The 22,539-nt window shown below is 36.7% G+C and carries 21 protein-coding genes; 9 read left to right on the top strand and 12 right to left on the bottom strand.

What is annotated here, in order from left to right; translation table 11 throughout:
- Positions 1–34 precede the first annotated feature (34 nt).
- From IPK35_17690 to IPK35_17650, 9 genes are all read right to left on the bottom strand, one after another.
- Positions 35–391, bottom strand: a complete 357-nt coding sequence (locus IPK35_17690; GenBank protein MBK8055047.1) for a hypothetical protein — start codon at positions 389–391, stop codon at positions 35–37.
- A gap of 82 nt (positions 392–473) precedes the next feature.
- Positions 474–923, bottom strand: coding sequence for a hypothetical protein (locus tag IPK35_17685; protein ID MBK8055046.1), 450 nt, complete (start codon positions 921–923; stop codon positions 474–476).
- Between the two features lie 59 nt (positions 924–982).
- The gene (locus IPK35_17680) at positions 983–1,537 is read right to left on the bottom strand and encodes a hypothetical protein (protein MBK8055045.1); all 555 of its coding nucleotides are present in this window, start codon (positions 1,535–1,537) and stop codon (positions 983–985) included.
- Between the two features lie 11 nt (positions 1,538–1,548).
- Entirely contained in the window at positions 1,549–2,061 is a 513-nt protein-coding gene (locus IPK35_17675; GenBank protein ID MBK8055044.1) for an RNA polymerase sigma factor, read from the bottom strand.
- A gap of 117 nt (positions 2,062–2,178) precedes the next feature.
- A complete protein-coding gene (locus IPK35_17670) occupies positions 2,179–4,041 on the bottom strand; it encodes an ABC-F family ATP-binding cassette domain-containing protein (protein ID MBK8055043.1) in 1,863 nt (620 codons plus the stop codon).
- A gap of 285 nt (positions 4,042–4,326) precedes the next feature.
- On the bottom strand, positions 4,327–4,845 hold the full coding sequence (locus IPK35_17665; protein MBK8055042.1) for a putative metal-dependent hydrolase: 519 nt from the start codon (positions 4,843–4,845) through the stop codon (positions 4,327–4,329).
- A 23-nt stretch (positions 4,846–4,868) separates the two neighbouring features.
- Positions 4,869–6,101 carry a transposase gene (locus IPK35_17660; GenBank protein ID MBK8055041.1) on the bottom strand — a complete coding sequence of 411 codons (1,233 nt, stop codon included), beginning with the start codon at positions 6,099–6,101 and terminating at the stop codon, positions 4,869–4,871.
- A 214-nt stretch (positions 6,102–6,315) separates the two neighbouring features.
- A complete protein-coding gene (locus IPK35_17655) occupies positions 6,316–6,756 on the bottom strand; it encodes a S8 family serine peptidase (protein MBK8055040.1) in 441 nt (146 codons plus the stop codon).
- Positions 6,717–7,976 carry a S8 family serine peptidase gene (locus IPK35_17650; GenBank protein ID MBK8055039.1) on the bottom strand — a complete coding sequence of 420 codons (1,260 nt, stop codon included), beginning with the start codon at positions 7,974–7,976 and terminating at the stop codon, positions 6,717–6,719. Before IPK35_17650 ends, IPK35_17655 begins: the two co-directional genes overlap by 40 nt.
- A gap of 570 nt (positions 7,977–8,546) precedes the next feature.
- Here IPK35_17650 and IPK35_17645 point away from each other — a divergent pair.
- The 5 genes from IPK35_17645 (at position 8,547) to IPK35_17625 (ending at position 13,171) form a co-directional block, all read left to right on the top strand.
- Positions 8,547–9,428 carry a hypothetical protein gene (locus tag IPK35_17645; protein ID MBK8055038.1) on the top strand — a complete coding sequence of 294 codons (882 nt, stop codon included), beginning with the start codon at positions 8,547–8,549 and terminating at the stop codon, positions 9,426–9,428.
- Between the two features lie 224 nt (positions 9,429–9,652).
- Entirely contained in the window at positions 9,653–10,054 is a 402-nt protein-coding gene (locus IPK35_17640) for a DEAD/DEAH box helicase (protein ID MBK8055037.1), read from the top strand.
- On the top strand, positions 9,946–11,556 hold the full coding sequence (locus tag IPK35_17635; GenBank protein MBK8055036.1) for a RecQ family ATP-dependent DNA helicase: 1,611 nt from the start codon (positions 9,946–9,948) through the stop codon (positions 11,554–11,556). Before IPK35_17640 ends, IPK35_17635 begins: the two co-directional genes overlap by 109 nt.
- Entirely contained in the window at positions 11,557–12,687 is a 1,131-nt protein-coding gene (locus IPK35_17630) for a glycosyltransferase (GenBank protein MBK8055035.1), read from the top strand. It begins immediately after the preceding gene.
- A 199-nt stretch (positions 12,688–12,886) separates the two neighbouring features.
- The gene (locus IPK35_17625) at positions 12,887–13,171 is read left to right on the top strand and encodes a YtxH domain-containing protein (protein ID MBK8055034.1); all 285 of its coding nucleotides are present in this window, start codon (positions 12,887–12,889) and stop codon (positions 13,169–13,171) included.
- A 149-nt stretch (positions 13,172–13,320) separates the two neighbouring features.
- On the opposite strand, the gene IPK35_17620 is transcribed toward IPK35_17625, so the two are convergent.
- The gene (locus IPK35_17620) at positions 13,321–14,541 is read right to left on the bottom strand and encodes a TCR/Tet family MFS transporter (GenBank protein ID MBK8055033.1); all 1,221 of its coding nucleotides are present in this window, start codon (positions 14,539–14,541) and stop codon (positions 13,321–13,323) included.
- A 664-nt stretch (positions 14,542–15,205) separates the two neighbouring features.
- The gene (locus IPK35_17615; protein MBK8055032.1) at positions 15,206–16,045 is read right to left on the bottom strand and encodes a CPBP family intramembrane metalloprotease; all 840 of its coding nucleotides are present in this window, start codon (positions 16,043–16,045) and stop codon (positions 15,206–15,208) included.
- 405 nt (positions 16,046–16,450) lie between these two features.
- Between IPK35_17615 and IPK35_17610 the strand changes: the two genes are divergently transcribed.
- The 4 genes from IPK35_17610 to IPK35_17595 all read left to right on the top strand — a co-directional run bounded on the left by IPK35_17610 (position 16,451) and on the right by IPK35_17595 (position 20,962).
- The gene (locus IPK35_17610; protein MBK8055031.1) at positions 16,451–17,953 is read left to right on the top strand and encodes a hypothetical protein; all 1,503 of its coding nucleotides are present in this window, start codon (positions 16,451–16,453) and stop codon (positions 17,951–17,953) included.
- A 163-nt stretch (positions 17,954–18,116) separates the two neighbouring features.
- Positions 18,117–18,434 (top strand): GlsB/YeaQ/YmgE family stress response membrane protein, encoded by a 318-nt coding sequence (locus IPK35_17605; GenBank protein ID MBK8055030.1) that lies wholly within the window; start codon positions 18,117–18,119, stop codon positions 18,432–18,434.
- Between the two features lie 718 nt (positions 18,435–19,152).
- Positions 19,153–20,397, top strand: a complete 1,245-nt coding sequence (locus IPK35_17600) for a PD40 domain-containing protein (protein ID MBK8055029.1) — start codon at positions 19,153–19,155, stop codon at positions 20,395–20,397.
- Positions 20,336–20,962 carry a flavin reductase gene (locus tag IPK35_17595; GenBank protein ID MBK8055028.1) on the top strand — a complete coding sequence of 209 codons (627 nt, stop codon included), beginning with the start codon at positions 20,336–20,338 and terminating at the stop codon, positions 20,960–20,962. The genes IPK35_17600 and IPK35_17595 overlap by 62 nt, the downstream gene beginning before the upstream one ends.
- 30 nt (positions 20,963–20,992) lie before the next feature.
- Here IPK35_17595 and IPK35_17590 read toward each other — a convergent pair whose 3' ends face one another.
- The gene (locus tag IPK35_17590; GenBank protein MBK8055027.1) at positions 20,993–22,216 is read right to left on the bottom strand and encodes a beta-lactamase family protein; all 1,224 of its coding nucleotides are present in this window, start codon (positions 22,214–22,216) and stop codon (positions 20,993–20,995) included.
- Positions 22,217–22,539 lie beyond the last annotated feature (323 nt).

Here is a 22,539-nt window from a genome sequence, read left to right as displayed (position 1 = left end):
GACAACCAGGCTTCTTATCATTTCTTTCCGATGACTATACCATGTCTTCCGGATCTTTAATTCTTTCTTTTCTCTTACCTTCTATGTAGAAGTGATAAATGATGAGTGACATCCCACCTAATGAAAGAATACTTACAAATACTCCTGATGGTTCTGAATTAAGTATGTTGTCGACAATCAAACCTATCAAAAGACCCAAACCAATGGATAAGAGAAACAAACCAAGTTTCAATGCTCCATTAGATTCTCCATCCTTCTCATCAAATATTCTGGCTGTTCTTCCAGAATTGATGAGTGCCATTCTTTCTGTATGCCGGGTTCTGAAATAGGATACTATCAACACAATTAAGGTGATGAAGAGACCGATTGTTGCAATAATTTCTGATGCCATAATTTGTTAAATTTTATTTGTTTAATTCATTACGACATGTGTGAACATATGGTTACAATTATTGAAGAATATTTTATTATTTCTATCCTTTCGTTCTTTCTTTTCTCCTTTCCCTGACTCCTGAAATCAGTTTTTCTTTAAATTCTCTTTCTGCACGGTAGAGCATTACAATTTTTTTGGCTGGTATAGCGGATTTTAGTTTTTGAACATATCTTTTCTGAATCTCGATTTCTTTTGCACGTCCGTCCAGCATACTTGTCAGCATGTCTTCAGCTTCTTTATCACTAAGGTCTCTTTTGAATTGAATATCAAGAGATGACTTCAGATTTTCGAGTTCTGTGGTGTATGCATTATATACAGGCCAGAATTTCTGAGATTCTGTTTCGCTGAGATCAAGCTGATCGGTGATATACGCTACTCTCTGTGCTTTTATTTTATCTTTCACACGATCCCTGCTTTGCCTGTCCTGAGCATTGGTGATAAAAAATGCGAGAAGCAAAAACAATAAAAATGATGATTTAATCTTATTCATGATATTAAATTTTATATGTTTTAATTTATATTTTTTTAAAAAAATCAGTATTAAATGTGTTAAAAATTTATGTCACTTTCCATCCAGGTTGTTGTATCTTCTGCATCAAATTGTTCGAAGACAGATGATTCCATAACCAGGTCTTCTTCAGCAATAAGTCCCTTGTCCACAAGCATATTGATATCATAATCACCTATATTTTTGTGGATATATTCAAGATAAGTATCGTGTTCTTCTGCATTTATCACGATTTCGCCTGATGTCTCTTCTACCCGGTTGAAAACAAACCATGTGGCCAAAACAAAGAGCATCATTGCTGCAATAGAGGCGATTAGCTTTTTGTACTTCAAAATACCAACAATGCGATTTTCTTTAACAGTATGTACGGATATAACTTTGCTCAAGATGTCATCTTCAACTTTTTCAAGATAGCCGGACGGTACAGATTTCGTGAGTTCATAATTTGTCAGCAATATTTGACTCATTATTTTTTCTTCTACGTCTTCAAAGTATCCTTCCGGCAATTTATGAATGTTTGCTTTCGGCAATCCTGACAAGACAGGCGCGAGCATCTTTAACTCTTCTTTTACTTCTGATGTATAATTTTGATTCATTGATGTCTTTTTTACTCTACTTTGGATTTTAAAAATTCTTCTATCTTTTTGACTGCATGATGATAAGATGCTTTTAACGCTCCTTCGCTGGTTTCGGTGATCTCTGCTATATCATGGTATGGCATCTCGTCATAATATCTCATATTAAATACAAGTCTTTGTTTTTCAGGAAGATTTTGTATAGCAACCTGCAAGAGATCAAGTATTTTTGATGCATCCATAAGACTTTCTCCTGCAGACTTGAAGTAAACCAGATCACTCATTTCCATGGTAGGTCTTGATTTTTTACTTTTGATAAAATTCAGACTTTCATTGGTCGCAATCCTGAATATCCATGTGTATAGCGATGATTGCTGCTGAAAACCATCTATGTTTCTCACAACTTTCATAAATGTGTTTTGTAAAACATCATCTGCGTCTTCATGATTAAGTACCAATCGTCTTATATGCCAGTACAATTTTTCTTTAAACTTTTGTACGAGCATACGATATCCCTGATTGCGCGTTTCAGGTGATGATATCATTGAATATATCTCAAAATCTTCCGGTATTTTCAAATTTTGAATATTATGCACTTTGGACATGATGCACAGTTAAAGGTTTAAATCCATTTGTAAAAAAAAGATAAAATTTAGCTGAAATCACATCATTTCTGCCAATTCGAACCATTTTTCTTCCTTTTCGGCTAGTTGAACAGTGATTTGATCAAGCTCTTTGGATAGCTCCATGATTTTTTCAGGACTGAGCGATGCATCTTCAAATGTGGAAGTAATCGTGGCCTTCTTTTCTTCCAGTTTTTTGATTTCTTTTTCCAATCGTGCAAAATCTTTTCTTTGCTCAAAGGATGCTTTACCTTTTGACGTTTCTTCTGATGGAGCTGTCAGAGTATCTTGGGTTTTGGTTTCTTGTTTCTCCCGATCTTCTGTTTTTTTGAGTTCCCGATACTCAGAATATGTATAGTTGTAATCACTTATCACACCATTGCCTTCCAAAATGAAAAGATGATCTACCAGCTTATCCATAAAGTACCGGTCATGGGTGACTATGATCAGACATCCGGGAAAATCCAGCAAATACTCTTCCAGAACATTGAGCGTGAGGATGTCCAGGTCATTGGTAGGCTCATCCAGTATGAGGAAATTTGGATTTTTCATCAGGATAGTAAGAAGGTAAAGCCTTCGCTTTTCGCCGCCACTCAGCTGTGATACCAACACCCTTTGCTGTGGTCGTGGAAAAAGAACTCTTTCAAGAAGTGCCTCAGCAGATAGTTTAAGTCCTTTGTCAAGTGGAATGTACTCTGCAATATCTCTGATCACATCTATCACCATTTTGTCCTCATTGACGATGAGTCCATCCTGCGTATAATATCCAAATACGATAGTGTCACCCACTACTATTTTTCCGCCATCAGGTGGTAATTGTTGAGTCAATACCTTAAGGAATGTGGACTTGCCCGTCCCATTGGCACCGACTATGCCGATACGTTCGCCTTTTTTAAACTTGTAGGTAAATCCATCCAATATTTTTTTATCTCCGAAACTTTTTACAATAGAGTGTGCCTCCAGGATTTTTGACCCTAATCTGGAAGCAGCAATATTGATTTTCATCTCATCATCATTGAGACGCACCTGAGCTTTTTCTTTTATTTCGTAGAAGTCATCGATACGTGATTTGGCTTTTGTGCTTCGGGCTTGTGGTTGACGGCGCATCCAGTCCAGTTCTTTTGAAAATAGTTTTTTGGTTTTTTCGAGATTGGCGGCATCGTTGAGTATTCTGGCTTCTCTTTTTTCGAGATATTGGGAGTAGTTGCCCCGATACATATAGGTCTGACCATTGTCAAGTTCTAAGATTTCATTGCAAATGCGCTCAAGGAAATACCGGTCATGCGTGACCATAAAGAGAGTCAGGTTGGGTTGCTGGAGGAAGTTTTCGAGCCACTCTATCATTTCGATATCCAGATGGTTTGTCGGCTCATCGAGGATGAGAAAATCAGGTTCATCGATGAGGATCTTTGCCAGTGCCAGTCTTTTTTTCTGTCCGCCTGACATTTCTCCTGTTTTCTGGTTGAGGTCAGTCAGCTTGAGTTTGTTGAGGATTTCATGGATGCGTGACTCCAGGTCCCATGCTTTCAGGTCTTCGATACGGGTCACACATTTTTGAAGGAGCGTTTCGTCTTTTGTGGTGAGTGCTTTTTCGTAGTCACGGACAGCGATGATAGCTTCATTGTCGGAGTCAAATATGGTTTCGAGCACGGTGGCTGTTGGATCAAATGTAGGATCCTGTTTCAGGATGGCCGTCTTGATTTCCTTTGAGATGGTGATTTTTGCATTTTCCCCGTCAGAACCTTCTTCGCCACTGATCACTTTGAGAAGTGTGGTCTTGCCGCTACCATTTTTAGCAATTAGAGCGATTTTGTCTCCTTTGCTGACAGAAAGATTTACATTTTTGAAAAGGACTTTGTCTCCGTAGGAGCGGCTGACGTTTTCCAGGAGAAGGTATTGCATTCTTTTATTAAATTAACGGGGCAAAAATAGGTAAATTTTTGCACTGTTGGTGGTTATAGGTTAACATGTTTATTTAACCTGAACATGAAGCAAATAAGGTATTAAGTATGTGAAAATAGCGCATCTCATGTAGATGCTTAATGTATGGGTTCGAAGTTACAAACTTCGACCATCAGGTGATGTGCTATTTTTAGTATCTTGCTTACAATCAACGCATTGCAAATGCTTGATGTATGTGATCGAATTTACAAACTTCGACCATCGGGGAGTTACAAACTTCGACCATCAGGTTGTCTTTTTGCACAATCTGATATGTTCCAGGTGATGCCTGCAGTGCCAGTCATACATAGCTGCCACCTGATCTAATCTGAAAAAACGTCCGGTTTCTGGGTGGTAATACCCTTTGATCCAGTCTTCAGACTTCATATGCAGCATGATTGTCGCCCATTTTTCATGGATTCCCTTGAGTATGTCCAAAGATGGTTGCACAGGAAGGAGATAATCCACAAGCAAGGCATTTTGAGCTTCCAGATAGGGTTTGATAGTCGGTTTGTCTTCTGTCAGTGACCATTTGAATCGCATCAAGGCATGGCAGTGACTATCCGCGAGATGATGTATCACTTGTCTCGCAGTCCAGCCTTCCGGCCTGTATGGCGTGTCGAGCTCTTCATCAGAAAAAGTGCTGATCAGTGAAGCAAGCACATCAGGAAAAGTACTGATAGAGTCTATAAAACCGTGCAGATGATCTTGTTCAACTGTGTCAGGCAGCTTCAATTTTCCTACAGGGAATTTTAATATGTCCATGAATCAATACTCCGATAACAAATTTAAGCTGCGACTTTCCCAAAATCTAATATTTTGCGTTTTAATTCATTATTTTTTTGCAACTCTGGTTCAATACCATAGTTGATAAATATTCTTTCCAGCAGAAATTGATTAAATAACTCTGTTTTGATATCTTGAATGGAGCAACTGCAGGGCTGATCTTTTTCTATGCCTTGCCGTATGATTGCTTTAGCTACATTGACTGCCGTCATGGCATAATTTACATGATTATGGATTTTCTCCACTGACCTTGCCTGACAGTTGTCCAATCCGGTAAACTGTTTGCCGTCTCTGAATATAAATTCCATTTGAAATCTGGCTTTGTAATATCTGACTATGTCGATGGAATCCCTAGACGTGTTGGTGCTAAAATAAAGAATGGTGTTTGTAACTTCACCTTTCTCATTTAAATATTCTGTATAGGCCACTTTGATATTTATCTTTAGACTTATGGAATACACCACTGCTTCGTATATAACCTTGCTCCCATCATCAACTGTCTTTTTGAATACACTCTTATCTATATTTTTGAGATCTACTTTGCATGAGTATTTCTTAGGGCGACCTCTTCCTTCCATCTTCGGACCATTGTAAAGATACTTTAAGTTTGCATCGGGGCGTAATCTACAGATCACTTCTAACCCCAATTTGGTCATTGATCCTACAAATTTTTGTTTGTTAAACCAACCATCTACTACTAGGATTTCACTATGTTTCTTTATTGTATTAATCCTTTCGACAAATATCTTACAATAGTGTTTGATCAGACCAGTTTCTGCATCTTCTTTCTTCACCGGTGGTGTCTGTACGGCATCAAGATGATAGGCTGTATTTTGCTTGACATCTATGATGGCCAAGCATCCAAATTCCATACCTCGCTTGATCATGCCTGCTACACCAGAGTAAAAATAGCCTACATTAGGTGTATGTTTCCCACTCTTTGAAAGATATGAAGGATCAAACCCCACTATCAATTCATCGCCACATTGTTGGGTGATAAATAAAGAATTGATTGATACAAAATCAAATGCCTTCTTGAACATGTTGCGAAACCTCACTTCAGGCGACGAACTATATCTTCCCATCTGAGTAAAATTGATTTTTCCTTTGATGGTAAGAAATAACATGGTTACTTCCATAAAAAATACTTTCTGCCATTTGTTGATGCCAACCATTTTATCTAATATTGTACCTATAAGGCTTTTGCCGGAAGTAAATGCGTCTTGTGTAATCATTTTTGTGAGAGATTGTGATTACAGGTTGGCTCAAGGGCCAATTTACGCATTTACTTTTTATATATATTTTTTATCCTAATGTATTTTAAAAGTTATCGGAGTATTGTGAATTATAGAGGTTTAAAGGTTAAAAGGTTTCATCTTCATATATTAATGAATGTTTGGTGTTGTACAATTGAATTCCAAGCTGGATGAATTTCATTGACTAATGGCCTTATGCTTTCACTTCTTTTATTTTCTTTTTACCTTTTACAGTTGCAGCGTACTCAAGTGCTTTGTAAAGATTTACAATACCCCCTGAAACACACAATTTTGAAAATGCCGATTTGTCCCCGCTTCCCCCGGGTATTACCACTTCTTCATTGATTTTATTGACTGAATTGATCAATACTTCTTTCACTTGTTCTGCAGTAAGAGATGGATAAACTGACCTGATAGTTGCTGCAACACCAGCCACTACAGGTGCTGCCATACTTGTACCTTGTAATGGCGCATAGGTGTTTTCAGGAGTGGTACTGTAGATCATCATGCCTGGAGCAAACAAATCTACTTGTGACAATCCGTAATTTGAAAATGGAGCTATCGTATTGATGCCCTTCTTATAATTTAAGGCACCTACAGTGACCCAGTTTTGGCAGTTTTGTGTTTTTTGCAAAGAAAGCCTGACTTTTTCCGGTAAGTATCATTTGGGTAAGTAGGTGTTGCATCGTTATTGTCTCCTGCATTACCGGCGGCATGTACCAGCAAAACATCTTTTTTTGCTGCATATTGGACAGCTTCATCTACCACACTCTTTTCAGGACTGAATCCTTTTCCAAAACTCATATTGATGACAGTGGCACCATTATCTACAGCATATCTGATGGCGTTTGCTACGTCTTTATCTCTTTCATCTCCATCGGGGACAGCACGGACTGACATGAGTTTTACATTAGGTGTGATGCCGTCACTCCCGAGGCCATTGTTTCTCATTGCTCCTATGATTCCTCCTACATGTGTTCCATGCAATGGATCAGGTCCTTTCACATCATTGTTTCCGTAATATTTTTCATATGGATCAGCGTAGTTGTCTTTTACTATTGTCTTTCTTGGGTCAAAATCCGGATTGTAGGATATGTTAACTTTATTGGAAGGATCTCTCCTATCCTGTGCTATTTCTTCTGAGATGATAGATTTTATATCGGCTATACTGGTGATGTTTGGATCTGACAGATATTCTACAGAAAGATTTTTTGAAAGTGTCAGTAGGTAATTTCCTTCTGTGTTTAGAGAATCTAAGGTATTTTTATCAAAAGTTCTGCCTGCGATCGATTTTTCTAATTCGTCAAGTGAGGACATAACCTTCTGCTCCACCATATCCAATTGACTGAGATTCATTTTGGCTTTGTTTGTCTCTTTTTCGACTATTTCTTTTGCCCTGACGTAGTCATCATATTCTGCTTTCTGTTTTTTATTTAAGTTTGCAGGATTGGCGTTTTCATATTTGTATCGCAGCGCAGCAAAAACTCTAGTAGCTTCATATGAATCCTGTGCTACATTTTGTCCGTCAGCATTACCCAAAAAACTCCACCCATGTACATCATCCACATATCCGTTTTTGTCATCATCAATGCCATTTCCGGGAATTTCACCGGGATTTGTCCATATATTTTCCTTAAGGTCTTCATGGTCTATATCGATCCCTGAGTCGATTACCGCTACTACAACAGATTTGGGCGTTTTATTTTTCAATATCTCTGTATACGCTTTTTGGATAGAAATACCATTGTATGTTTCACCCGGGCTGCCAAAAAACCAGTCTTTCGGAACTGATGTTTGTCCTATGGACTGAAACGAATATGCCAAAAATAGTATTACATTAAAAAAATATTTCATATGTATTATTTTGTATTTTAAAGGTTTTTGATACTTTCAAAAAGCTGATACTGTGTGTATAACAAACTGCATAAATTCAAAATTCCTTCCTCGCTACCCTCATTCCCAAGCATAGCTTGGCAGGCTCTGAAGAGCTTGTCAAGCTATACTTGAGACAACCCGCCCAGTTCAACCACGTTTTTGCCGTTTATTAAAAAGAACACTGCAAAAGTGCAATTTGTTAAATACACGCTGATATTGTAATTTGTTAATTGTTAAAGAAATCAATATATATTTATAAAAAATTGTACAAACTCATCCTCAAAAAAAAATAAACTTTTTCATTTTTGAACCTGACATGCAATTTAGAATATAAACGGCACGTCTGAGACAAATTGATTTTTTTGGTTATAAATATTAGGGTGATACATAATATTTTTCAATACAATAAAGTTAAATGTTTTGAATATTGTTCATTGGCTATAGTATATAAATATAAATATTTTGATAATGCTATACTATTAGCTTTGTAAGATTTTGTAAACGAAGTGTTTATATATATTGAAGATGTTTTTGACAGATAAATAAATTATGCGGTTTAAATTTTTATTACTGGGATTTGTGTTTTTTATCGGCTTCAAATCAGATAAAATGTATGCCCAATATAGCGAAATTGGATTTGGTTGGGGAGCATCTACCTATTGGGGAGACCTGAATGCGCCATCGTTCACTACCAATGTGGTCAATAATAGTGGAATGGCATTGCAATTGCATTACAGGAAAATATTTCAAAAAAAATTTGGGGCCAAAGCATCTCTTGTCTTTGGTAAGGTAAAAGGCAGTGACTCCAACTCATCACTTGATTGGCAAAACTTACGAAACCTCAGTTTTAAGTCTTCCTTGGTCGAGGGTGCTGTGATGGGAGAATATTACATATTTGGTTATGATATGGAAGAGGGTAGTTCGGTCTTTTTACCTTATGCCACCATTGGTTTTTGTGGATTCAGATTTGACCCAACTACCATATACAGAGGTAATGAGGTAAGATTACAGCCATTAGGTACAGAAGGTCAGGGAATGCCGGGATTTGGTTCAAAATACAATTTATTAAGTGCAGGACTGTGTTTCGGAGGTGGAGCAAAGTTTATACTATCAGAAACAATAAATTTAGGTATTGAAGTAGTGATGCGAAGGACCTTTACTGATTATCTTGATGACGTCAGTACTAATTATGTCAACTATGATGATCTAAGTGCAAGTAATGGAGTTCTTGCAGCTAATCTTGGCAACAGAATGAATGAATTTTTAGGCCAGTCAGACCCCATTCAATTGCCGACCGGGTCAGTAAGGGGAGGAGCCTCGGTCAAGGATTATTATTTAATTTCAACCATCACAGTGAATGTTCTTCTTGCCGACTCAAAAGGTAGAAGAGGATTTGGAAAGGGTAGCAAAGTCATTTGCCCGAAATTTTAGCCATTTTCAATACCCGTTTCAAAGAGAAAGCTTAATAAATTTACCCAATCCTTGGTGAGTCAGGTAGGTTATCTTCCTTAATCTCGACTTGTTTGCATCTTGCAGGCGATAATAGCTCTATAATCAGCATTATTTTTTATTTTTACAATTGATTTACGTCTGTGTGGACTAATTGGTGGATTTAAAGCTAAAAAGTTGAAATTTTAATATACTTAACATTTTGATTGGAAGATAGTACATATATATTGAAAAAGTACTGGGGATACGACAAGTTCAGATCACCTCAGGACCTCATTATTGATAGCGTGATGAAGCTACAGGATACCATAGCTTTATTACCTACAGGTGGTGGCAAGTCTGTATGTTTTCAGGTACCATCCATGATGTTTCAAGGTAAGACTATTGTTGTATCACCCCTTATTGCATTGATGCAGGATCAGGTAGATCAATTGAGAGTCAGAAACATCAATGCAAAATCGCTGCATTCCAATCTGACTTACCAACAAATAGATCCATTTTGGATGACTTTGTATATGGCGATATCAAATTATTGTATATCTCGCCGGAGAGGATCAAATCCGAGATGTTTTCACTTCGTATCGCAAAAGCCAAAATTAGCCTTATAGCAGTCGATGAAGCTCATTGTATATCACAGTGGGGATATGACTTCAGACCATCATATTTTAACATATCACTTCTGCGTGATATACATCCCAAGGTTCCTGTGATAGCTTTGACGGCTACAGCGACTCCCAAGGTGATTACGGATATAGCAGAAAAACTTTGTCTGAAAAATGTTGCCATCTTTAAAAAGAGTTTTGTTCGGGATAACCTCAGTTTTACGGTGATAGAAACTGAAAACAAGATGAACGAAATCTTGCAGATTCTGGATAAGGTACGTGGTAGTGCGATAATATATGTGAGAAACAGAAAAGAAACTATAGAAATAGCTCAATGGCTCACCTACAGCGGTATCAGTTGTGCTTCATACCATGGTGGTATGGAAAAATCAATAAGGGAAAAAAACCAACAAGCCTGGATGCAAAACAAAGTCCGGCTGATGGTCTCAACCAATGCATTCGGAATGGGGATTGACAAACCCGATGTGAGATTGGTGATTCATATGGATATAGCTCCAAGTATCGAAGAGTATTATCAGGAAGCGGGTAGGGCAGGGCGTGATGGTTTGCCTGCTTTTGCGGTCATCGTCGCAGATGCATCTGATGCCGAAGCCGCAAGAAAAAATTATGAAGATCAGTATCCATCACTTGAAATTATCAGCAGCGTTTATGACAGGCTTTGCAGATTTCACAAAGTCGCCTATGGTGCCGGTATGATGGAAACATATGATTTTCACATTGTTGATTTTGCTGAATACCTAAACCTACCGGTACGAAAAGTATTTCACATATTGAATATGCTGGAAAAAGAAGGTTGGGTAGCATTTTCGGAAGCTTTTAAAGAACCTTCCAGATTGATGATTCTGGCAGATCAGGAGTACCTGGACTTTTTGCACAGAGAAAATAATATTAAAACCAAAGTGATGGTCCATCTGCTCAGGAAGTATGAAGGCCTTTTTATAGAACCGGTCAAAATTGACGAGGTCAAAATAGCACAGGAATTAAGAATGGAGGAACATCAACTGACACACTATCTCCAAATCTTAAGGGCAGAAGGATATATCAGCTATAACCAAAGGTCTGCAGAGCCTCAGATTACTTTCATGCAGGACAGACCTGAACAAAATTCTTTTAGCATCAATAAAAGATTGTATCAGGAGCGCAAAAAAATGGCCGGTGACAGACTCAATGCTATGATCACGTATGCCAAAAATGAAGAGAAATGCAGACAGAAAATCCTGGTAGAGTATTTTGGAGAAAAGGTCGAAGATTGCGGTCGTTGTGATATTTGTGTTGGAAAATCTAAGATCATTCTGACAGATGAACAACTTGAAAAGCTATATAATCATCTCCTGATATCTGCAAGTCAACAAACAGTCGATATCCATCAATATGTCAATTTGTATCCTTTCAACAAAAGAAAAAGAGTCTTGCGGGCCATAAAAGATTTTGAATCCGAAGGCAGAATATTGATCGACAATTCCGGACTTATATTTCCCCCAGCTTAAATGAAAGAGGTATCAAAAAAAATCATTTGTACCGTCACTAATGACCTCATTCAGGATAATAGGATGATCAGGATTTGCAATACGCTGTCCGATATGGGGCATCAGGTAATTTTGGTGGGAAGAAAGCGAAAAATATCATTGCCTTTGGAGCATAAACAGTTTCATCAGGTCAGATTACATTGTTTTTTTGAAAAAGGATTTTCTTTCTACCTTGTGTACAATCTTCGTTTGACGTATTTTTTGTTCAGAAATATCGGTAAAAATGACATCATCTATTCGGTAGATACCGATACATTGCTTGCAGGAGGTGTAGTAAAGTGGATGAAACGATGCCGCCAAATCTTTGATGCTCATGAATATTTTACAAAAGTACCTGAACTCATTCATAAGCCATTTGTCAGGTGGGTATGGTCAATCATTGAAAAAAACTTTATCCCTAAGTCTGATGCTCACATCACTGTCGGTGATGCACTTGCAAAACTGATGAGTGAAAAATGGGCTGTCTCCTTCACTGCTTTGTATAATGTTCCATATCTTGAATCAATAAAGGAAGCGCATCTTCAAAATGAAGTACCTGTCACTAATAATGTACCTGTCATCATTTATGTAGGTATGCTTAATAAGGGACGCGGACTTGATCAAATGATAAAAAGTATGAAACATATTCCTGATGCTGTATTATGGATAGTTGGGGAAGGAGACATCACCAGCGAGCTTAAAAAGATGGCTGAGGAGTCGGAAGCATGCCGAAACATCATTTTTAAAGGAGGGAAAAATCCAAATGAAACAAAAACCCTGTTGGAGCAAGCAACAATAGGTATTAATTTGCTGGATTCAAGCAGTGAGAGTTATTATTACTCATTGGCCAATAAATTTTTTGATTATATGCATGCAGGATTACCATCTGTCAATATGGATTTTCCTGAGTATCGCCATATTATAAATAAATATGAAGTAGGCATCACTATAGATGGTTTAAGTGAGGATAAGATTGCCCACGCGATCAACTCAATGCTCAAAAACAAAGAAAAACTTGAGCATATGCATACGGAATGCATGAAGGCAAAACAGTTTCACAACTGGGAGCTTGAAGCAGCAAAACTATCTGATTTGGTAATGAGGATATTTTGATGATATTTATCATGTGCTTATATGACCCACGTCACCTAGCAATTCATTTTTTTTGATATATATTTGTTTTGACAAAGGATGTAGATCTTTGAAATTTCCAATGTAGGGTTATCTCAATAGTAGGGATAATCAAATCAGGGTTAATAGTTTTAAGGAGAATATTCCTGATATTTCTTCATTTGATTAAAATAATATTAAAATGAGAATCGGTAGAATACTTTTCGGTATCCTGAGTGCTATTGGAGTCGGTGCAATACTTGGTGTTTTATTTGCTCCGGATAAAGGTAGTGTCACCAGGGCAAAACTTTCAAAAAAAACCAACGATGTTGGTGAAGACCTGAATGCTAAATTTACGGACGTGGTCGAAACTGTAAACAAAAAAATGGAAGCTATCAAAGAAGAAGCCAGTAAAATGGCAACTGAATTGAAGAAAAAAACTGAAAATACACGTTTGGAGCACACTGAAAACGCAAGAATGAATTAGAATACATTGCGAGTTTTTGATGATTGGAAAATATGACTCATGAATGAAATCTGGCAAGACCCGTTTTGCCAGATTTTTTTATATAATCAATATTGACTTAAGATTTGGTAGGTAGAGAACTGTCAGGTTAAGCTGACAAAAAATTTCTGTTAATACCATTTAGGAGCTTTAGGCAACAGTACTTTCCAAGTGATGATCAAACTGATACCCATCAAAATTCCTCCAACAAAAAAAGCAATGCCTGGAAATGCAAATGGGGCTAATCCAGTAGTGAAGTAATAAAAAATGCTGGTCATCATGATTGGGCCAATGATGGTCGTAATACTCATGAGGCTGGTCAACGTCCCTTGCAGTTCGCCTTGCTGATTGGGCTCCACTTTACCTACCATATATGACTGAAGATTAGGCATGGCGATACCTCCAAAACAATAAGGGATTAAAAATAAAAATAACATCCAAGACTGATTGGCGATGGAAAATAAAAACATACCTGCCGTATACAGACCAAATCCGATGACAATACTACGCTCAAGTCCGAAAAAGAGAGCCGATTTTTGGGCAAGCATAGCCTGAACCGATGCCACCAGGATGCCTACAATGGCGAGTGAATACCCCACCATGGCTTCGCTCCATCCAAATCTGTACATTGTGAAGTAATTCCAGGTGCTTTGGACAGCATGCGAACCCACATACAAAAAGAAATACGCAAGTAGCAAATATCTGACATTCTTATATTTGCCAATATGTACTAATGAGCCCCATGGATTAGCCCTTTTTATATCAAATTTGCGGCGCTTGTCCAACGGCAGGGATTCCGGAAGAATAAAGTACCCATACAAAAAGTTCATAAAACTCAGTGCTGCGGCTACATAAAAGGGGATTTTAACGCCAAACTGCCCGAGCACACCTCCCAGAAGTGGTCCAATGATAAAACCCAATCCAAATGCAGCGCCTATCATACCAAAATTTTTTGAACGGGTCTCGGGAGTGCTGATATCTGCAATGTAAGCAGCCGCTGTGGTAAAACTTGCCCCCGTGATACCGGCAATGATTCTTCCTATAAAAAACCACCAGAAATCAGGTGCAAATGCAAGGATGAGATAATCAATACTGAATCCCAATAAAGATAATAACAAAACCGGTCTTCTGCCATACTGATCACTAAGGTTGCCAATCACCGGTGAAAAAATAAACTGAGCTACTGCAAATGCAAAAAGAAGATAACCACCGTATTTGCTGGCTTCATTGATGCCTATACCTAGCATCTCTGAAAGCAACCTGGGCAAAACAGGAATGATGATCCCAAACCCAATCACATCCAGTAAAAGGGTAGCAAAAATAAAACCTATAGCAGCGTCTTTTTTTATCATAAATGATGTAATCCGTGCAAATGTATCAATATATCAACAAAAAACCAACGTTTGTTCGTCGTAGCTTTTAGCTACGATGCAATATATTAAGGCATCTTGCCTGAATCGAAAAAAAAATTGATGATTTTTAATGTGATGCGAAAAAATGAAATACACCCTTCTATTATCTCTAATCTTTATGTCCGAGATTAATATAGGGACGTAGTCCTGAGATCTTTGTAGCAAAAATATCCACACACCATCAAGTAGGGGCGTAGCCCTGTGATCTTAAGAGATGTGGTAAATATAAGATGTCAGGGCTACGCCCCTTATGTTTCAGGTGCTAATGTTTTCTACAAAGATGACAGAGCTACGCTCCTGCCCCGATAGGCGGGAGTAATTTATCTGCAGGATCATGTCTCTAAAGCATCGTTTGTTCGTCGCAACTTTTAGCTACGATACAATATATTAAGGCATCTTGACTGAATCGAAAAAAAAATTGATGATTTTTTTAATGTGAGGCGAAAAAATGAAATACACCCGATTTTTTTTAATAGGATTTATGAATCAGATCTGAGGTGTCTTATACTTAAATTTATCCTTATGTTCGATTAAGTAGGTCGGGCTCATACTTTTATATTGAAGTCTTATCTCATCAAAAGGCTTTAACTCTCATTTCAAAGGATTAACCATTCTGAAATCCCCATAAGTTTAGACCATGAATAAGAGTAGAAGGAAGAATAGATTTTGTTCTCTGTGTCAGATATCCCCAAACAAAACCCAGTGGTATGATTTGAATGCAATATACAATGGTGTATGATATGTTTGCTCCTTTATAAACAGTGACAGGAAAGTGCATAAAAGCCCAAATGGCTGTTGCAAAAAGAATACTTATCCCGGAAGTTTTAATGATTTTTTCAAATCTTGACTGAATGACAAATCGACTAAATTCTTCGAATAAAGCGGCACCTATTATTCCTTGAACAAAAATCCCCGCTACACCGCCAAGTTCTTGCAGGCCTTCTTTCCAAATAATGCCGTCTTCGTTAAAAACATATGCAAAAAGCCCTGTCAATCCATAAATTAATGCACCAAGCAAAAAATAAATCAATGGTTTAATTGTGAACCCAAGTTGCAAAATTTTATATTTTTTCAGTAATAAATAGATCAATATCCCTAATGGAGTAGAAAAGAGAAACGATCCAAGTAAAATAGGAACTGATGTAAATAAATTTTTTTGTATTACACCTGACTTTTGCATAAAATTCAAGCTCAAAAAGAGCAAACCCAATATTGAAAATAGAGTTGCAACTAATAGCTCATGTTTAGGATGTTTTACTTCTATATCTATTAAAGGTGGAATTTTTTTTGTAAAAAAGTGAATTGTCAAAATAGCTACATAGAAAAATATAAAATATCCTACCCCGTGTTTAGTCTCTCCATTAGCGATGTAATTCCAAAGTACGGTCAAATTAATTATAGTCATGACCACCAATATCAGTAAATTATCTTTTATGTCTTTCATATTATCAGCCTTTATTATTGTTGTTGCGTAATACCTAAAAATCTAAAATGAATTTCCTATTCCAGACCAAAATTACTGTATTCTGACCTATGAAACAACATGACCATGCCGTCAGGTGTGCTGACGGTTCCTTCACTAAATTGAGCTCCCACTCAATTTTGCTGTCGCACCGTTCAGTCATACAGCCATAGCAAAGAAATATTTAATTATTAAACAATAGCAAAAGTAGATGAGTGTCGCTTCTGTTTTGCTTAAGAATATACGTCAAATGTTACATTTAAAAATGACAATATTATACTTACGTATCACACTAAATACTTGATTATTAGTGTTATATTTACATTCTAAATAATGAATTTTGTAAATTCACATTTTTTTATTTAATACGCTTTTTTACTTGCATATATGGAGTTGATTCAGGCATTATTCAAAATAAAGATCAATCTTAAAGAGTCGAATACTAACTACGGGAAGAAGTTAGATGCTTTTGAAGAGTTATTGCGCCAAAATCCTGGGATATCTGATGTTGATGTTTGCTTTCAGTTGTATGGCAACAAAGATAAAAATACGGAATTTCGGGTACTGAAGCACAGATTGGAACAGAAGCTGCAGGATGATATCTTTGTGGCATCCGGCTCGTCTAAAAATTTTGACAATTTCAGTATGCGCTCACTCGTAGCTGATAAAAACAATCTTATCATCACTTCATTATATAAAAATGGATATCAAAAGGAAGCTGTTAGATTAGCTGAGAAAAATTTAGCTTTTTGTAAAGAGAACTATCTTACCGAATCAGCTATACCCTTGACAAACATTCTCATGAATTTCTATGGATTTGTACAGCCTGATAATATTATTTTTTTCAAAATGAAAGAAGAAAACCTGCTGTTATCAGAAATATACCACGCCGAGAATATAGCAATGAGATACAATGCGACCATTTCAAATTGGTATGTTTTGGCAAAGGGTGGATTTAATACAGAGAAAATAAAAGAAGTCAACAGTATGCTGGAAGAACTTAAAGTACTAAAGGAAAAACATAATTCATGGAAAATCCACTTTACATATTTTTCTACTGCAAATTTTTATTACTTGCTCACTGGTCAATTTAATCTAGGTTTAATGGTCGCAAGGGAAGGTATTCAGAGTTGCGATACTATGTTTACCAACGACAAAATGATGAGATACCGATGTATCATCAATGTAGGCCTTTCTTATTTTCATCTAAAACAGTATGATGCTGCTGCCAAAGAATATAAAACTGCACTATCTATCGCTCCCGAGGGCCACAGGCTTTGGTTTGAAGATGCATTAAACTACTTTACTATCCTGCTCAGAGGTCAATTTTATAATGAACTTTTTAGCTTGTACAAATCCCGGATAGACCATAAAAACCTAAACAAAATTCCTATAGTAGAAGAGCAATGGAAGATAAGAGAAGCTTTTATTCAGTTTCTATTAGAAGCAAAAATACTTGATAGGAACAAACTGGATGTAGCCCATATAAATACATTCAATAGTAACAAATTTTTAAATAGTATTGCTTTCTATACTAAAGATAAAGCAGGATTGCATATACAGATCATCATACTCAAGATTCTTTTTTTACTCCTGAAACGCAAATATGATAGTATCTATGCGTTGACAGAGACACTGAACCAATATATCTATAAATATTTAAACAAGAAGGAAGCAATAAGATCATTTTATTTTATCAAATTGCTTATCAAGATGGCAGAGGTAGGCTTTCACCCGATCAGAGTAAAAGCTCATACAAAAAACATTTATGCAAAAATGGAAGCTCTTACCTTTATGACAGACGAAAAAAGCAATATGGTCGAAATCCTTCCGTATGAAGAATTATGGCAAATTATTTTAAGATTATTGGAAAAAAATATAAGGAATTAATAGTAATGTTTAAAATTTGAACAAACTCTATACTAAGAATACCAAACCCCGTTTCAATTGAATAGTGTAAATAGTATTCTTTATTACTTTTCTTTGCTTTTTAAAAAAGCTGAGGAAGTAGAATTTGAAATTTTCCAATATCTTTGACGGTAAATTTTGTAATATGGATTGGTCATTAGGATCGTTTGACTGGTCGCTGGTAGCGACAATTTTTTTTGGAGCTGTCAGTGGTTATGTAGCCAGCAGGATTCTGGGTGGCGAGGGATTTGGTTTTTTTGGAAATATTGTTGTCGGAGTTATAGGCGGTTACTTAGGTTCGTGGCTCGTAAAATTAGCCAAAGTACCTATGATGCATGGCTTTTTTGGTAATTTAGTTAGCTCAGTAGGCGGTGCTATCATTTTGATTTTTTTCTTGGAGTTGATTAAATATATGCAAAGGAGCAATGCGGGCAGTAAAACCAGAAGCAGGACCAGACGATAAGATTTGGTGTATCACATAATACTATATGATTTTTAAGTCAATGTCGTTTAGTTAGGCGACTTTATGAAGTCTTTCCCTTGTAAGGGAAAGATTTAGATAGGGTAAAAACAAAGAAAAATTTCTTATCTAAACGACATTGATTTTTAAATTCTGAATTTAATACCTAAAAATCTAAAATGAATTTCCTATTCCAGACCAAAATTACTGTATTCTGACCTATGAAGCAACATGACCATGCCGTCAGGTGAGCTGACTGTTCCTTCACTAAATTGAGCTCCCACTCAATTTTGCTGTTGCACCGTTCAGTCATACACCATACCGTGTGCAGCTATGCTGTAGCGATGACTACAGCATAGCTGCACACAGTATGATTTGTCGTCAAAAATGCTTATTTTATTGTACTTTGATCTTCATTACGGAACTCATTTTAGATATTTAGGTAATAGATTATCCCGATTGTTAGGAGTTTAATGGTGGGTTGTCTCAAGCGTAGCTTGACAGGCTCTTTAAGAATTGAGCCTGCCTGCCTACGTCACGCACCGTTTGCGGGTAGTATAAACAATTTCAGTACAAAAATGGCATTCACCTATAAGATTTTCTACAACATTTGGATGATGATTTCAATCATATCATGACATTTTTAAAAAATGACACAAGACTGACTATCAAAAGTAGTCTTTAGTGTAATTTTGTCCAAAATCTTTAAAATATCAAACAGATGAACAGATTATATTTTGCTTTATTATTTTCATTCATTTTGTTGTCTTGCCAGACAGTAAAAAAAAGCATTTTATACACAAAGCTCGATTCAGGTTCGGATTCATTAAGGTATGCAAATGAAGTACACATTAAAAATATCAGACAACTTACTTTTGGCGGGGACAATGCTGAGGCTTATTGGAGTTTTGATGATAAAAAAATAGTCTTTCAGGCCACCAATAAATTGTGGGGTGCAGATTGCGACCAGATATATTTTTTTGACCTTGAAAAATGGGAAAGAAAAGCAGGAGCTCCACCATTGTTAAGTACCGGCAAGGGTCGGACTACTTGCAGTTATTTTATGCCCGGAAATAAGAGTATTGTATATGCGTCCACTCACGAAGCATTTGCGTCATGTCCCCATGTACCTGAGAGAAGAGCTGACGGAAAGTATATTTGGCCTGTTTATGAGACATTTGACATTTATCATGGAGATTTGAAGGGAAATATCATTAAAAAACTAACAGATACTCCGGGATATGATGCTGAAGCTACAGTTTCTCCCAACGGTGATAAAATTGTTTTTACATCGATGCGAACCGGAGATCTGGAGTTGTTCACCATGAATGTTGACGGGTCAGATGTCAGGCAAGTCACCAATCAACTAGGATATGATGGTGGTGCTTTTTTCTCTCCTGATGGCAAAAAACTTATTTTCAGAGCATCAAGACCCAAAACAGAAGAAGATGTGAAAGTGTATAAAGAATTGCTGAAAGAGGGACAGGTAATGCCTACTAATATGGAATTGTATGTATGTAATGTAGATGGCACAGATTTGAAACAGATAACAAATCTTGGAAAGGCCAATTGGGCTCCTTATTTTCACCCAAAAGGAGATAAAGTAATTTTTTCTTCCAATCATGCGGCTCCTCGTGGTTATCAGTTTAATCTTTATGTGATCAATCTTGACGGCACAGGTTTAAAACAAATCACTTTTGATAAAGTATTTGATTCATTCCCTATGTTTTCTTATGATGGCAAAAAACTTATCTTTGCATCCAATAGAAATAATGGAGGTACCAGGGACACCAATCTTTTTTGGCTGACTGGGTCGATTAGAGATGTACTACCTTCAATAAAAGTGTTTTGGCAGGTTATGAGCATCAGGGCTTTCTTTCGTCGATTTTGCAATGACTTATATGATACATTATACAAAAAAAGACATCATTGGGATGGATATGGTGCCACGTCTATCCCTGATTAACAGCATCACAGGGTATAAGCCTGGAAATTTGATAGGTACCAAATCAGAATCAGGGGCGACCAACCTAGCCATCTTTAGTTCTGTAGTCCATCTTGGGTCTGATCCTGCTTTGATAGCATTTATCATGAGACCAATGGTGGGTGAAAGGCACACCATGGAAAACATATTAAGTACAGGATTTTATACAATCAATCACATCAATACGGCTATCATAGAAAGAGCACACTTCACATCTGCCGATTTTCCAAGGGATTTGTCTGAATTTGACAGATGTAAACTCACACCCCAGTTTATCAATTCTTTTTATGCTCCCTATGTAGCCGAAAGCAGGATCAAAATAGGAATGTCATTGGCAGAAACTATTCCGCTTAAGATCAATAATACCATCATGGTGATAGGTAATGTGGAACATATCATATTGGACAGCAGCTATCAGAAAGAAGACTCCAGCATAGATCCTATATCTGCTGGTACAGTTTGTATATCAGGTATTGATACATATTATAAGACAGAAAAACTTGTTACTCTTCCATTCGTAAGGTCAGATGAAGTTCCTACATTTTAGATACCAATATCTGATCGCATTTCTGAATTTCTAAAGGATGAAGTTATCTTTTTCATTTGTAGCCTGATACGCATTCCACAAATCATAAAACTCATGCACCGCCTTATTACTGTAATTTGTCACTGAATTAAAGAGGAATACCACACCTAAATTTTTTTCTTTATCAAAAGCAATTTCCGCTCTGAAACCATTGACCAATCCACCATGGTATACCAGTTGATTATTTTTTGTATTGACCAATCTCCAACCGAGTGCATAGTGTGAATCTGTGATACCAGGCCAATGATTAAAATATTTACCTTGATTGGAAGTATTTACATATGGGCTGAATGCTATATTTCTTGCATTTTCGGAGATGACATCAGGTTTGTAACCCATGACAGCATACAACCATTTAGCCATATCGTTCAAGGGAGCGTTGACGCCACCTGCTGATGCCACATTGTAGTAATGCGGAAGATGATTGATAGGTCGATACCCAGCTTTTGGTCCGTAATACCTGTGACCGATACATACATTCTCTGCGTTTTGGAGGCCATCAAAAGTACAGCTTGTATTGCACATTCCTAATGGCGAAAACAAATAATGATCCAGGGCTCTTGCATAAGTCATTCCCGTTGCAGATTCTATGACTTTTTCGATAAGCCCAAAAGCAGCATTTTGATAAGCATAAGCGATTCCTGTTTTATCTCTCGGAGTAAGCTTATTCAGGTAAGTGATGATTGTTTCCAGGTCTTTATTTTCGTATACAAGATTGGAATAGGCATGCTCAGTCAACCCGGTGGATTGAGAGAGAATATGCCTTACACGCAATAATTGGTCTTCAGTTTTAGCTTTCAGCTTGAGTTCCGGAATATATAAAACGAGCGGATCCTCCAGATTTATTATGTTTTTATCAATAAGAATTGAAGCCAGAATTCCTGCAAAACCTTTGGAAACGGAGCCTAATCTGAACACACTCTCAGGAGTAATACTTTCTTTTGTAAATTTTGATTTTACACCAAAGGTTTTTTCGTACACTACCTGACCTTCCTGCATCACAAGTACAGCCATACCAGGGCACTCATATTGATCAATGTTTTTTTGTAAATGGAGATCAAACAGGTGTTCGAAAGCCGGATCCTTCAGTATTTTTTGTGAAGAATTCTTAACATTTTGATTTTGCAAATGAGTAGTCTGATCATCAGAAGAAGGGAAGAAAGTTGTTAGAGCCAGCAATAACATCCCTTTTGATATATCTATCATCCAATTCATAAATATCCAATTTATTTATTTTTATATACTTACATATTATTTAAAATGCAAATATATTAAATTCTTTAACAAAGTAAAATAAAAAAGTGCAAAGTTAAGCTTTACACATTTGTATTTAACCCCAATTTTATATTTTTATTTTCTTTAGTGACTAAAAAGTGCATATTATGATAATATTTTTACATTTATAGATTTTAGTAATGTTGACTTTAAGGGTATGAATAAGTGGAAAAACTTATTAATTTCACACTTTTTATAAAAAAAAGAAATTTACGAATTCAGAGATAAGTAATGTGGACATGTAATTTGTGACAAATCAGTAC

It is taken from the genome of Saprospiraceae bacterium, from assembly GCA_016713025.1.
GTDB lineage: Bacteria > Bacteroidota > Bacteroidia > Chitinophagales > Saprospiraceae > OLB9.
Note: the sequence above shows the minus strand (reverse complement) of the source record. Positions and strands in the feature narration are given on the sequence as shown.

Bases quoted from the DNA above. Each gene is read 5' to 3' on its own strand.
- IPK35_17690 (MBK8055047.1), bottom strand. From the start codon at position 391: ATGGCATCAGAAATTATTGCAACAATCGGTCTCTTCATCACCTTAATT.
- IPK35_17685 (MBK8055046.1), bottom strand. From the start codon at position 923: ATGAATAAGATTAAATCATCATTTTTATTGTTTTTGCTTCTCGCATTT.
- IPK35_17680 (MBK8055045.1), bottom strand. From the start codon at position 1,537: ATGAATCAAAATTATACATCAGAAGTAAAAGAAGAGTTAAAGATGCTC.
- IPK35_17675 (MBK8055044.1), bottom strand. From the start codon at position 2,061: ATGATATCATCACCTGAAACGCGCAATCAGGGATATCGTATGCTCGTA.
- IPK35_17670 (MBK8055043.1), bottom strand. From the start codon at position 4,041: ATGCAATACCTTCTCCTGGAAAACGTCAGCCGCTCCTACGGAGACAAA.
- IPK35_17665 (MBK8055042.1), bottom strand. From the start codon at position 4,845: ATGGACATATTAAAATTCCCTGTAGGAAAATTGAAGCTGCCTGACACA.
- IPK35_17660 (MBK8055041.1), bottom strand. From the start codon at position 6,101: ATGATTACACAAGACGCATTTACTTCCGGCAAAAGCCTTATAGGTACA.
- IPK35_17650 (MBK8055039.1), bottom strand. From the start codon at position 7,976: ATGAAATATTTTTTTAATGTAATACTATTTTTGGCATATTCGTTTCAG.
- IPK35_17645 (MBK8055038.1), top strand. From the start codon at position 8,547: ATGCGGTTTAAATTTTTATTACTGGGATTTGTGTTTTTTATCGGCTTC.
- IPK35_17630 (MBK8055035.1), top strand. From the start codon at position 11,557: ATGAAAGAGGTATCAAAAAAAATCATTTGTACCGTCACTAATGACCTC.
- IPK35_17625 (MBK8055034.1), top strand. From the start codon at position 12,887: ATGAGAATCGGTAGAATACTTTTCGGTATCCTGAGTGCTATTGGAGTC.
- IPK35_17620 (MBK8055033.1), bottom strand. From the start codon at position 14,541: ATGATAAAAAAAGACGCTGCTATAGGTTTTATTTTTGCTACCCTTTTA.
- IPK35_17615 (MBK8055032.1), bottom strand. From the start codon at position 16,045: ATGAAAGACATAAAAGATAATTTACTGATATTGGTGGTCATGACTATA.
- IPK35_17610 (MBK8055031.1), top strand. From the start codon at position 16,451: ATGGAGTTGATTCAGGCATTATTCAAAATAAAGATCAATCTTAAAGAG.
- IPK35_17605 (MBK8055030.1), top strand. From the start codon at position 18,117: ATGGATTGGTCATTAGGATCGTTTGACTGGTCGCTGGTAGCGACAATT.
- IPK35_17600 (MBK8055029.1), top strand. From the start codon at position 19,153: ATGAACAGATTATATTTTGCTTTATTATTTTCATTCATTTTGTTGTCT.
- IPK35_17590 (MBK8055027.1), bottom strand. From the start codon at position 22,216: ATGAATTGGATGATAGATATATCAAAAGGGATGTTATTGCTGGCTCTA.